Origin of the sequence: Mucilaginibacter hurinus, assembly GCF_003324525.1 — a bacterium.
GTDB lineage: Bacteria > Bacteroidota > Bacteroidia > Sphingobacteriales > Sphingobacteriaceae > Mucilaginibacter > Mucilaginibacter hurinus.
In genome coordinates, this window is sequence record NZ_QGDC01000002.1 from 527,647 (window position 1) to 540,990 (window position 13,344).

The 13,344-nt window shown below is 44.9% G+C and carries 10 protein-coding genes; 1 reads left to right on the top strand and 9 read right to left on the bottom strand.

Going from position 1 to position 13,344, the window contains the following annotated elements; translation table 11 throughout:
- Positions 1–63 precede the first annotated feature (63 nt).
- From DJ568_RS05555 to pxpB, 9 genes are all read right to left on the bottom strand, one after another.
- Positions 64–582 (bottom strand): DinB family protein, encoded by a 519-nt coding sequence (locus DJ568_RS05555; protein ID WP_114004238.1) that lies wholly within the window; start codon positions 580–582, stop codon positions 64–66.
- A gap of 143 nt (positions 583–725) precedes the next feature.
- Positions 726–5,273: a YCF48-related protein gene (locus DJ568_RS05560; protein ID WP_114004239.1), complete on the bottom strand. Its 4,548-nt coding sequence runs from the start codon at positions 5,271–5,273 to the stop codon at positions 726–728.
- Between the two features lie 312 nt (positions 5,274–5,585).
- Positions 5,586–5,906, bottom strand: a complete 321-nt coding sequence (locus tag DJ568_RS05565) for a DUF3817 domain-containing protein (RefSeq protein WP_114004240.1) — start codon at positions 5,904–5,906, stop codon at positions 5,586–5,588.
- A 29-nt stretch (positions 5,907–5,935) separates the two neighbouring features.
- Positions 5,936–6,397 (bottom strand): hypothetical protein, encoded by a 462-nt coding sequence (locus DJ568_RS05570; RefSeq protein ID WP_114004241.1) that lies wholly within the window; start codon positions 6,395–6,397, stop codon positions 5,936–5,938.
- A 215-nt stretch (positions 6,398–6,612) separates the two neighbouring features.
- Positions 6,613–9,705: a PAS domain S-box protein gene (locus tag DJ568_RS05575; protein ID WP_114004242.1), complete on the bottom strand. Its 3,093-nt coding sequence runs from the start codon at positions 9,703–9,705 to the stop codon at positions 6,613–6,615.
- A 94-nt stretch (positions 9,706–9,799) separates the two neighbouring features.
- Positions 9,800–10,048, bottom strand: coding sequence for a DUF2243 domain-containing protein (locus DJ568_RS05580; RefSeq protein WP_199560872.1), 249 nt, complete (start codon positions 10,046–10,048; stop codon positions 9,800–9,802).
- A 171-nt stretch (positions 10,049–10,219) separates the two neighbouring features.
- Entirely contained in the window at positions 10,220–10,981 is a 762-nt protein-coding gene (locus DJ568_RS05585) for a 5-oxoprolinase subunit PxpA (RefSeq protein WP_114004243.1), read from the bottom strand.
- Complete coding sequence (locus DJ568_RS05590; protein WP_114004244.1) at positions 10,981–11,973, bottom strand: 5-oxoprolinase subunit C family protein; 993 nt, start codon at positions 11,971–11,973, stop codon at positions 10,981–10,983. Before DJ568_RS05590 ends, DJ568_RS05585 begins: the two co-directional genes overlap by 1 nt.
- Positions 11,954–12,727, bottom strand: coding sequence for a 5-oxoprolinase subunit PxpB (gene pxpB / locus DJ568_RS05595; RefSeq protein WP_233496631.1), 774 nt, complete (start codon positions 12,725–12,727; stop codon positions 11,954–11,956). The genes DJ568_RS05590 and pxpB overlap by 20 nt, the downstream gene beginning before the upstream one ends.
- 151 nt (positions 12,728–12,878) lie before the next feature.
- On the opposite strand from pxpB, the gene DJ568_RS05600 reads away from it, so the two are divergent.
- The gene (locus tag DJ568_RS05600; protein ID WP_114004245.1) at positions 12,879–13,337 is read left to right on the top strand and encodes a VOC family protein; all 459 of its coding nucleotides are present in this window, start codon (positions 12,879–12,881) and stop codon (positions 13,335–13,337) included.
- Positions 13,338–13,344 lie beyond the last annotated feature (7 nt).

Below are 13,344 nucleotides of genomic sequence, written 5' to 3' on the forward strand. Positions count from 1 at the left end.
AAGTCGGTTATACAGTACTTACTCCACCCGGATGAGTTAGGGCGGAGTAAGTAAGTATCGGCATTAAAATAACATTTCTTCGGGCGGTTTTACACCTTTGAGGCGAAGGTACATAGTGGCCTGGCCGCGGTGATGCGTTTGGTGCTCAAAGGCTTTGGCCAACGCAAGCCCCTTGGTGGTTTTCATATTAAAAAATGTAATTTCATCTCTTAACTGGCTTTCAGGCAGTTCCTTTGCAACGTTAATGGCATAATCATAGCTATCCATAACGGCCTTGGTTACCGCTTCTTTTGTAGGGGCTACTGTTTTTTCGGCGTTCGCCTCAGCCGGGGCTGCCTTGCCTGCAGCAGCCGATGCAAACATGTAATTGCCACCGGCAGTATGCAGCATTTGCTGCGCAAATGTGCGCACATCCGGCGTGGCCTTAAAGCTGTAAGCGTCGGCAGGCATGGCGTCTAAGTAAGCTTTGGTGTAGGCTTTGGCTCGGGTCCAGTCGGCTACACATTGTTCTTTGGTTAGCTGCGCAAAAGCCGTTGTGCAGGCTATTGACAGTAAGGTGAATAACAGTGTTAACTTTTTCATGATGATTTGTTGGTTAGTGCTAGGTAAAAATAGTTAAAAACCGGATATCAATACACTCAACAATATCGCTTTTAGCAGTTACCTGCCAAAGCGATACATCAAATTGAAAACTAACCATCGGGCTGTGCCAATAGGCTTAAGCGTTAGTTTTTGATGATCTTGTATGATGACACCGTCTTACCCCGCGTAAGCGTTAATATATAAATACCATTGTCCTGCCCGGCCATATCTACACTGATTACGCCGCTGCCGGCAGCATATTCGCGCGTAAACACTGTACCGCCATTTAAACGTGTTATTGTTACTTCTGCACCACCGGCAATACCGGCTGTCTCCGGCAAACTGATGTTAACCTTATCGGCAAATGGGTTGGGATATACACTGACTACCTCACCATTAGCGGCAGTGCCCGGTGCCGTAGGAACGTGTTTGTTATTGCCTGCATTTTTGGGTGCTTGTATAATCACCGTTAAGCTCGCCGATTTTTTGATGTTTAATTGCTGATGCGTTTCAATCACCTGTATTACGGCCGTGTCCGGCTGGGCCCAAATTACCGTAAACTTGTTACCGTCTGCAGCTGTGTTGTTGTTCCCGGGCAGTGTCCAGTGATATTTATTACCGTTGTCCGGGGTGTAATACTCGCTTTTACTAAAGCTTTCAACAACCGCCGGGCCGGTAATTTGCGGCGCGGGTAAACTTTCAACCGTTACTTCAATGGTGCGGCTCTTTCCTAGTCCGCAGTTAGTGTATGGCGTTGCTTCAACGGTGTATTTACCCGCCTTTTTCCATGCCACGGTAACGCTGTTTGTGCCATATTGTACAAACGGATTTCCGCTAATGGTCCATTTGTAGTATGTGTTATATTCAACAGGCATATGGTAATCGGTTTTCTGGTTAACCTCAACATAAGTTTCGCCTTTTATGTAGCCTGCATTGGCGGGCGTTATTTTTGTACCGTCCTCATATATAACGCCGTTATTGTCTGTAAAGTAAACCTTGCCCGGGTTGATACTTACAGATAAAACTGATTCGGCCAGGAAAAAATCCTTCCAGGTATTGCCGCCATCAAATGTTTCATACATGCGGTCGGCCACCATGTAACCGTGCAATCTATCTAAAAATTTAAGGTCCCTAATGTTTTGCGAATAAAGCTGCGTTTCAACCAAATTCCAGGTACGCCCGCCATCCTTTGTCTTTAACAATTTACCATCGTTGCCACCTACCAGGCCGTTTAGTTCGTCAAAAAAATGTATCGCGTTTAAATAATAAGATGTACCCTTTGATTCCCAGGTAAGTCCCTTATCCTTTGTTTTATAAACCGTACCCGAGCCGGCAACGAAAAAGCCGGTTTTGTCATTTATAAATGAAAAGGCAAGCGTGTTTCCCATACCACCAATACCCCGGAGCTTTTCCCATGATTTACCACCATCAGCCGTGCGATACAGATAACTGTCGCTTTTAAAAAACCCTGTTTGTGCATCTATGAAATGTAATCCGGCAGGGTTATTGGCACCGGATAGCTTATGTAATGCCCAGTTTTGGCCACCATCCGCGGTAACGTGTACACCTTTATTACTACTCACTACGCCGTTGTCTTTATCGAAAAAGAAACTACCTGTAATGTTGAACGGGTTTGATTGATTGGGGATCAGCACCTGCTGCCAGGTGAGGCCACCATCAATTGTTTTGTAGCTGCTGGTACCAAACCGGTACCAATTGTTATCGTCAATAAAGTTTGATGACACGAAACCATTGCCGGAGTAATACTGTGAGCGGTGTAGCCATGGCCCGCTAACCCCCTTCTTTAAAAAAATATCCTGCGACATTGCCCTGTAAGCACTGATGCCACTTACTAAACAAAATTTATTTCTGGTTGCGTTTATAGCAAAACCGTTAGCCGGGCGCCCATCATTCTGCATGTTCCAGGTAAAACCACCATCCGTGGTTAAATACATACCCCCATTTTCTATTAGTATAACGCCATAATTTTTGTCAATAAAATATAAACGCTTTACACTGCTTTGCATCTCGCTTATTTTTCCCCACGTTGTGCCGCCATCTGTGGTTCGGTATATACCACGGTTAGTGGCTACAAAGCCAAGTGATTTACTTACAAATGTAATAGCAGATACGCTTACACCATAGCTATAGTCATCAAAGCCCGGCAAAACAATGTTCTGCCATGTTTTACCGCCATCTTTCGTTCGTAATAGCTTGCCATTGCTGCCACCTACAAAACCATCGTTCTCGTCAGAAAAGTAGGCGCAGTAGAGCGTAAAAGAACTATTTACATAAGCGCTGTAGAATTGCCAGTTAACACCGCCATCGGTTGTTTTATAAAACCCATAGTCGCCCAGCAGGTAGCCAATGGAAGCATTGTAAAAATACATCCTGGTAAAATTCTGGCCCGATGTTGGCTGCGGCACCTCAACCGGGAACCATGTTGCTGCGCCATCCTCAGTTTTCAACATTCTGCCTGCCGCGTACATGTAAGCTATCTTACTGTCAATGGCCTGTATTGCGGCGTAAGAGTTGTTCACGTTGGTTTTTTGCCACGTGTTGCCATCATCGTCAGAAAAAACAATGGTATTGTTGTCGCCAACTGCAACTAAACGCCGGCCAACATAGGCCACGTCAAGTAAAGCATTTGTAGCTCGACGATAAGGGTAGCTACAATCAGCCGGCGCAGTATTTTCCTGCGCATCTGTAACGGTGATCACAAATGACTTTTGCAGCGACGCGGCTGAGTTGCTCCCCTGTACACGTATGGTATAAACACTTTTATTTTCGAAATCAAAAATTGCATTGGTTTTAAGCTGACCGTTTTCAATTTTGAAACTATTGTTATCACTATCACCTGATCCGGCAATCATTTCAAACTTGTATTTGTCGGCCGCGCTGGTTGAGGGAAATGAGCCAACCACTGTTCCTACAGGCATGTTCTCATTAACGGCCTTGTTGCTCAGCTTAAACAACGGAATATCCTCGGTAAAATTGATGATTTTCAGCAAATCACCAGCCGGCAGATGCATTCCTTTTTGTGCTACACCGGCGGCGTTACCTACCAGGTTAACAGTTATATTAGCATTAGGGTTATTAATTGATTTTATATTAAATGTGCCTTTAGTTTGCCCTACCCTCCCTGTTAAGTAGGCCAGCCTGAGTGATGTTTGATTGCCCGGCGCTAACACCTGGTCTGGCTGCCCCCCCAGGTAAAATGGCGCCCCTGAAACCGATATCTCGTGCAGTTTTAGCTCGTTTTTGCCGCGATTTTTAATGGTTACCTGCATTAAAGCAACACTATCAGCCAATGAGTTAAAATTTACAACTGTGCCGGTGTTTGCCATGGTATAGCCTACTGTTAACTCAATAAGCGGCGAAGGTGTGTTTGCCCACAACTCGTAGTAGCGGTAATATTGATCTCTTTTTTGTGATGTTACGTAAACAATGCCGTTTGCTTCAAACATTTTATCAGGATTATCAGGCATATCAATATCAACGGCCGGATCAGAACTGCCGTCATAACTGTACAGCCTGGCCGGGTTGTAGTAGTAAGCCTGTGCGGCTATCATGTACATTTTATTACCAACTACTACAGGTTTTTGACCGGGACGCAAAAAGACATTACCAATTTTTGCCGTGCCGGTTTCAGTGCCATCAGTCCCCCAAAACTCATAATTACGGGCCGCCGAAAAATACATTTTATTGTTATACCAGGTAAAATTTTGGGAGTTAGAATTGCTCGTGTACCGGTCCCAGCTAAACGTTTTTACCTGTTGTGTACCGGCTGTTGTGCCATCACTTTTCCATATTGCATCCGTTCCGGTATAATTTCCGTCGTAAGATTGCATAGCAAAATAAAAGTTATCGCCGGCAGCAGTAAAATTGTTAATGTACAGCTGGCCATAGTTTGCCGCTTTATACTCTTTTAACAGTACCGCAGTTGTACTGCCAGGCGAAAGCGCATATATTTTTATATTTTGCTGCGACGTCCAGTCGCCCCCGTCACAACTCACAAACACCAGCTTGCCATTCCAACTTAATAAATTGGTTATGTAATAGTTGTTATCATTGGTGAGCTTAATGGTTTTGGTGCCGGCCGACGTACCATCAGTACGCTGTAGCACATGGTTTTCGTATAATATGTACAAGTAGTTACCTGCAACAATTAATTTATTTATAGCGCCATTGTTGGCTGGTGACACTTTTATTGTGCCCGCGCTGGTTCCATCTGTTTTCCAGATAGACGCGCTATTGCCGCCGCCTTCATATGCCGCGAAAATCAAATTCCCTTTATAAAGTGTAAAGTGCCGCGGCAAACCGCTGTTGCGCGAAAACGATTTTAGTTTTACTGTACCTGCAAAAGTGCCGTCACTTTTCCATATCACCGGCCCGGTTACGTCATCGTATCCCGGAAAGTAAACATGATCTTTAAATGTAAACATTTCTACGCCAGTGGATGAGCTGTTTATATTTAACGGTTTAACCAACGTAGTTCCCTGCGGTGTGCCATCGCTACGCCAAAGGCCTGCATTAAACTCATCGCGACTTAAAAACAGCAAATTATTACCAAGTTTTCCGGTAGAAAATGTTTCGGTGGTTAACAGGGTTTTTAATAACACCTGAGCCTGTAACACCTCCGTTTGCAACAAGCAAACCATGGCGCACAACAATATTGTTTTTTTTAACATGATAGGTTTAGATTGAGGAGCAGGTTACGTAGTTTCTGTGTACTGATTCATTGCGAAGCATAAAGTTATCCTGCTGAAATTTTTTTATAAAACTTTGCGCATAAGTATGTACTGACAGCAGCGTAATAAATGCTGCTAAAAAGAAGGTAGCTTTGTTAAGCATGATAAGGTTGAATAATAATTAAGTAATTAGTACTCAAATCTATAAAAACATCTCAACTTTTAAAGTAAGCGTTACTACAATAAATTGAACTTCACTGAAGATAACCTTAGCTGCGGGCCAATACATCATCAGGTTGAGATGAGCAACTCTTATTTATTAGCTGGAGCTAGCTTGCTTAAGATACTATTATCTACGTAAAAAGTTCCAAAAGGCACCATAGACGCTACCAGAAGCTTCCAGGTTATCTTTGTAAACTTCCAGTTTTGCGCAATAGCAACGCTTATGGTGTTAAACACGTACCATAAAAAAAGCACGCCATGTACAGGGCCTACAATTTTTACTACGGCGGGTGAGTCAAACCAATATTTCAGGGGCATCCCGGCAAACACCAGTATTATAAGAGAAGCGCCTTCAAGATATCCTAAAAGTCTTAACCGTCCAATCGGGTCTTTTATCATATTTATATTCATATCCAATATTATATCAGTTACCTGCCAATTTAATATAAACGCCCCAATGGCCGGGCTGCCAGCGGCGAAAATGGCCAGGGTATGGCAATTATAATCAGCAATAAGGCTATGCAAAACCAACGCAGCATAGTTCGGTACCTATCGCTGTCAGCGGCTTCCCGCTTTGCCTTTGCCGACCCGATGGTTATAATAATTACCGCAGTAAACATCATAGCCGCGTGGAAATACCTGAAAAAGTCCTGCTGATTAATTAACTCATTGCTAACCGGCCATTTATTTGCCATAACCAACGGGCTTTGAAAATATAGCAGCGTGCCAATCACCAGTTGAAGGTGAGCAATAGTGGCTGTCCAGTGCCTGAAGGCGTTTGCGACCCGTGTGAACGGACGGTTTTTAACCAGACCTATACACGCTATAAAAATAGACGTAGAAAGGCTAATTACAACAAGCCAGCGAAATAACGAGTGTGTCGAGAGTAGAAAATTATACATGCAAATGAATAGCAGGTACCCTACTGCGAATTGCTGCCATTAGTAAACTGCGGCTAAAACCCAGCCTGACGTAACGCAAGTGGCGAGCGGTACCCTCGCATAGTGCTTTAATAAGTTACAATTATCGTGTTACTGCCGTAATTTAGCAACATAATGGCGTCATAATACAATATTAGTCAACGGGCACAGCCGCGGGGCAATAGAGTGAAAAATTGCTAGCTAAGGTTTAGCGTAGCCTGCTCTGCCTTCCTTACAATATCAGTGATGATGTTATCCAACTCGTGTATTGATGAAACGATGTTTTTTAACAGGAAGGCGGTGTCGACCGGGTCGTTATCATGATTTTCGAGGATATCAATAAGGCCTAATACACGGGCTAACGGCGCCCTTACTATGTGCATTTGTATCCAGGCTATTTCACCGAGCCTCTTGTTCTGTTTCTCCAGCGCTTCAAGGTAAATCAATCGCTCGGTTATGTTATTGGCCAGTACCAGGTGGGCCGATTTACCTTTAAACGGGATAGTATTGCGTTTTATTTCTACTTGTATACGTTCACCGCTTTTCTTTTTGTGCGTAAATACGCCTACAAAAAAATCTTTTTGTAAGCGGCCTTTTTCATTGGCTTCGTACAATTCACCCAGTTTATCAGCGGGCCGTATGTCCTTTATCGTCATACTTAAAAATTCGTCTCTTGTGTAGCCATACTGTTGAATTGCAGCTATATTAACATCTAAAAATTGCAGCGTTTCTACATCATAAACCCACATAGGCTGCGGACTTAAGTGAAATAAGTCGCTATATCGGCTTTCTGACTGCTCTAGCTCCAAAGTTTTTCGTTCCCGTTCGTTCTCAGCCTTTTTCCTATCCGATACGTCAATGCCGATACACTGGATCTCGGCAGGCTGGCCTGCTGAATTTGTAAGGCAGATAAAATGCCAAAAGGTATACTTTATTGCCCCGTCCTTACCATACTTTTCCAACTCTGCCTCAAATACCTGGTTAGGATGAGCGATACATTTTTGGCTAACCTCAACAATGCGTTGCTGCTGGTGAGGCTGCACAAAAGCCATAGCGTTTGTACCAACAACATCAGTTCCGTTAGCAAACCCAAAATCTTCTTTGTACTTTTTATTGGCGTAACTGTAGTTGCCGTTAAAATCAATGCGTATCACATAATTTGTTTGCGACTCAACCAGGTTACGCAACCGTGTTTCGCTGGCTGCAAGTTCTTCCTGAATCCTTTTACTTTGCGTGATATCCATATAAGCGGCTATCACTTTGGACGGTTCGCCATGGTGATCCAGCTTTATACGGCCCCATGTGCGCAGATTCCTTACTTCACCATCCGGGCGTATAATCCGTTCTTCAGAAACAAAGTCTTCGTGCGTCTTAAAAAAATTGCCTATCCTGGCCATAACCATATCCTTATCTTCCGGGTGTAAAAAGTCATAGTAAAGATCGATTGTAGGCTTAACTGTTTTATCTATGCCAAATATGTTGTACAATTCATTTGACCACGTTAGCTCGCGGGTTTTAACGTCTAGCTGAACGCTGCCAAAATGTGCCAGTTCCTGACTCTGCCTCATCAAAAAGTTGGCTTCTTCCAGCAACTCCAAATCACTGCGGTTTTGCAGTATAAGCTGAATAAGGTATACCGCCCTATCAATTATTTTCAATTCATCGTTTGTAGGCCATTTTACTGATTTGTAGTACATGCCTAAGGTTGCTATTACCGTGCCGCCGGCGTTTACAATAGGCTGCGACCAGCAGGCGCGTAAGTTATTTTGTAAAGCAATTTGCTTATAATTGACCCATCGAGCGTCGTTTGCTATATCACTGGCTATTACCTTCTCATTTTTAAAAGCTGCCGTGCCGCATGACCCGGTATTGTCTGCCACCTCCAGGTTTTCTATCGCCGCTTGATAGTCTGGCGGCAATGAATTGGCAACCCAATTGTATAAATGCCCATTTTTTACTTGCATAATGGAACAAATCATCTCCGGAAAAATACTTTCAATACCTTGCAGGTAGGTTCTTAACACGGTGGTTGTTGGCTCTGTTGCCCTGGCGTTTAACTCTAGCACCTGTTTTTCTATATGCTCCAGTTCTGAAATTCTTTTTGATGCGGTTATATCCATCATCAATCCTCTGAGCCACTTCGGTGCGCCGTTTTCGCGGATCACCGACACCGATACCTTCATCCAAACCTCGGTACCGTCTTTTTTTACGACGCGATAATCGCCTGTATAATTTTCTCTTTCATGTATCTGTTTAAAGGCCTGAGACAGTATATCCGCCTTATCATCAGGATAAAGTAATTTATCAATAAAACCGGGCCGGCGGATGCACTCTGCAGGCGTGTAACCCAGCAAATCGGTAACATGACCGTTAATAAAAATAAGTTCCAGGGTTTGCGCGTCGCTTTCAAACACAATGCCATCAACTGTTTGAATAAGCGTTTCCAGTCGGTTACGCGAATCCTCTAATGCCTGCTGCGTTAATTTTTGTTTGGTAATATCATGGCCAATACCGTACATTCTTTTAAATACACCGTCAACCAATTCACCTTTACCGGTAAACCTTATCCATCGTTCATTGCCTTTTGGCGTAAGTACATTAAGTTCAACATCAAAATAATCTCCTTTTTCAACCGCTCTTTTGTACAGATCCTCAAAAATGTCCCTATCCCGCTGCCCTTTTAAAAGTGTTAGCCCAAAATCGCGCGTTATCTCGGTTCCGGGTTCCACCTCCATAATTTCATAATGAATATCGGGCCAATAAAACCGGTTATTACTATCCATTTCCCAGCTACCAATTCGTGCAACCTTTTGCGTCTCTCTTAAAAAACGCTCGTTGTCAATAAGTTTCGCATCCTTTTGCTTTTCCTTCTCGCGGGCTATAACAATGTCAGTAACGTTTTGCAGCGTACGGATAACAAAGTCTATCTGGCCTTCAGTATTTAAAATGGGCGTATTAGTCGCCTCGAAATACAGGGTTTCCACCCCACTGATTGCCGCAAGCGGTTTTAAAAATTTTTGTACCGGGGTTTTTACAGCTTGTTTTTTTAAGTATACTTCTTTTATTGATTGTTCAACGTCCGAAAGCCCCTGTGCCTCCAGGTGCATGCCAGGGTGCGGTTCTTTGATAAAAAAAGAAGTGTTAATTATTTCGTGTGAGGGGCGCCCCGTAAGGGCAATGTAACCAGCATTTGCCTGCAGCACACGTATATCGGGATAGTTACCCTGCAAAATAACAGTAGGAACAGGCGAAGCTTCAAATATGTGGTAAAAAAGGTCCCTAGTCTCCATCTTGCCATTTTAATTTCCAACAATACTCGTGTTAAAATGTTTATTTTGCACCGTAACCGGCAGCTTTTCGCTAACATTGGCATAGCCCATAGTTCTATGATAACACCGTGTATGGCGGAACTTTATTGGTAAGCATTTCGTGCCATTGCAGTATTTGGTGCAACACAATGCCATCGGCAAAACCACCCCGGCCTATGCCTAACACCGCCGCTGCCGATAAAAGCGGCACCGAAGTAGCCGGTAGCGTTCTGGTTTGGCCGAGCAGCCCTTCACGATGACGTTTTGCCGCCCGGTAAATAAGTACAGCAATGATAGCCGCCATTACGATGAAAGCCGAAAGCATGCTCGTAAATTAGGGTAAAAAGTGCTGTTGTAAATTCCGTTTTGGAGCGATTTATTACACGTAGTACATGCTAATGACGCATTTGATAACAGTATTGAAATTACAAAAGCGATCAATTTTTTCATGTTCGGCTGGCCTGTTAAACTTAAACATGATATATTCCATATCGTTTTAAAATACCGGGGATTTAATAGCTATGCCTTCGTCGGTAAGCCGTTGATTAATCAGTTGCGCAAACTCAACCGCATGTGCGCCGTCGCTATGCAAACAAATAGTTTCGGCTGTTAATGGCACAATCCTATGGTTAACAGATATAACAGACTTGTGCGTTATCATTTTTAATACCTGGTTGAGGCTTTGCCGGGCATCAGTTATTAAAGCGTTGCCTGCCGCACGCGGCGTCAATGAACCGTCGTCCTGGTATGTTCGGTCGGCAAACGCCTCTGATGCGGTGCGCAGGCCCAACCGTGCGGCAGCCGTTATCATGTGGCTGCCGGCCAGTGCATATAATACCAATTGCCCATTAAAGTCATATACAGCTTGTGCAACGGCCGCTGCAAGGGCCGCATCACGCGCGGCCATATTGTACAATGCCCCATGGGGTTTTACATGGTGCAACGCTCCGCCTGCCGCCTGCACAATGCCCTGCAGGGTTTTTATTTGTTGCTGCACAATGCCATAGGTTTCGGCGGGCGAGATAGCCATCTCACGCCGTCCAAAATTTTCCCGGTCAGGCAGGCTTGGGTGCGCGCCTATTGCTACTCCCCTGCTTAAGGCAAGGTTTACCGTTTGCCGCATCACCTCCGGACCACCGGCATGAAAACCGCATGCTATATTGGCCGATGAGATATAATTCATTAGTATGGCATCGTTTGGCAAGGGCTCAACACCCGGCGCCTCACCCATATCACAATTCAAGTCAATGGCTGTCATTAGTAAAACCTGCTTTTTACCGTTACGGCAAGTTTATATAATTGTTGTTCAAGTTCGATATATAATTTTTGCGCTTCGCGGGCGGTTATGTCCTTAAAATAAATGCTATCGTCGGGGTTTAACTGACTGCATAAATGCAAATCGACAGCTGCCACCTGGGCTATGCGCGGATAACCGCCTGTGGTTTGGCAATCCGTCATTAACAGCACCAGCCTGCCGTTGCCTGTTACCTGTATGGTACCCGGCGCAACGGCAGTTGATAGCATTTCGCCCGGTATTAACCGTTCAATAGTCGCGCCATCAAAATTACAGCCCATGCGGTTGCTGCTCACATTTAAGGTATATGGCGTAGTTAAGAAATCAATAACTGATCGACTGTCAAACCAATTGAACTCATGGGCGGGCACCACTCTCACCCGGCTTGTATCAGCAGGTTGCAGCAAGTGTGCAGCCACACTCCAGCCTGTAAATGATATGGTGCTGCCCTGCAGCGAATTTAATATAGACCGCGTTGTAAATGTAATTTCAGCACCGCTATCCAACACATCGCCTTTTTGCAGGGCTCGCCCCTGCAGGCCGCCAAAACCGGCGGTTATACAGGTGCTGCGGCTACCTAAAATCACCGGCACATTAAAACCGCCCGCTACGGCAAGATAGGTGCGGCACCCCTGCGGCCGACTAATACATTGCACTTGTGTGCCGGCAGACAGGTAAACCGGCCTGTTAGCCGGCAAGGTTGTATCACCTGCAACTAATGCCATACCACCGCCCGCGTAAGCGATAAGCATACTCGTTTCGGCAATAAACAGGGCGCCTGCATAGGTAAATTCAATAACCGCGTCATCCTCATTATTACCCAAAGCAATGTTGGCTAACCGGGCCGATAGCGTGTCCATAGCGCCTGATAAAGGCACGCCATGTGATAAGTACAGGCGACGCCCCGTGTCCTGCACGGTGCTTAACAAACCGGGTTTAATTATACGCAGCCGCATTGCCGGTTATAAGGTAGTTATTAAATTCATCTGCACTTATGGGTTTAAACACTACGGTGTCGCCGGCCTTTAACAAAGATGGTTGTTCACTTGCGGCGTCAAAAAGCTGCAACGGTGTTTGCCCGATAAGCTGCCAGCCCCCGGGTGTCGCCAGGGGGTAAACCCCGGTTTGGTTACCGCCGATGCCTACTGCGCCGGCGGGCACGGCCACGCGCGGCTGTTGCTTTCGCGGTGTGGCAAGCAAGCTGTTCATGCCGCCCAGGTAGGCAAACCCCGGTACAAAACCTATCATGTACACGGTATAAACAGCTTCATTGTGCAGCTGTATTACCTGCTGCTCTGATAAGCCGTTTACAGCAGCTACTTCACTTAAATCAGGGCCAAACTTGCCGCCATAACAAACAGGTATGTTTACGGTAGTACCGCATGTGCTCGGCTCAGCTACATTTACATCATCAAGAGATTTTAAATACGCCGTCAGCCTGTTAATGCAATCTGCGCCAGACAATTCAGGGCTTTGCATTACTTCTACCGGGTTATAAAATATACTCAGCGTGGCATAGGCCGGTACCGCCGCATAAAATCCGGGGAAAGGATTTGCTTCAATCAATGCATGGTAACGTTTAACCCGTTGCAGTGTACCGGTGTTTATGTCGTTACCAAATTGCATAGTAACCGCCTGCTCGCTTAAATAGTAAACAGTGTACGCGGCTTTGCCCTGCCCCCCGATGTGTATAAAATTATCTCCGCTCAATCTATATACCTTTTTAGGCTCCTTAAAGCTATCAAAATATTATCGTAATTGACGTAAATCCACCCTTACATTGTCTTATTTGCACCATACCCTCCCAACCTTTCACGCGTACCTTTGCTTTATACCTTCACCAATTATTTAAAAACCGTATATGAAAAAAATAACCCCGTTTCTGTGGTTTGATGATAAGGCCGAAGAAGCTATTAACTTCTATAGTTCTATATTCAAAAATGCTAAAATAACCAGCGTTATGCCCGGTGCCGGCGAAAAGATAACCGGCGCTACGTTTGAGCTTGAAGGCCAGGAATTTTTCGCACTAAATGGTGGACCGCAGTTTAAGTTTAACGAGGCGGTATCAATGTACGTAAATTGTGAAACACAGGAAGAGATAGACGACAAATGGGAGAAACTTACTTCAGGGGGCGGAGAGGAATCACAGTGCGGCTGGCTGAAGGACAAGTATGGCCTGTGGTGGCAGATAGTACCGCCGGTGCTGCCGCAGTTGCTAAGCGATACAGACCGCGCAAAGGCCGACCGGGTAATGCAGGCTATGCTGAAAATGAAAAAGATTGACATACGGGCTTTGCAAGACGCGGCTGCCGGTAAATAAACAGTGT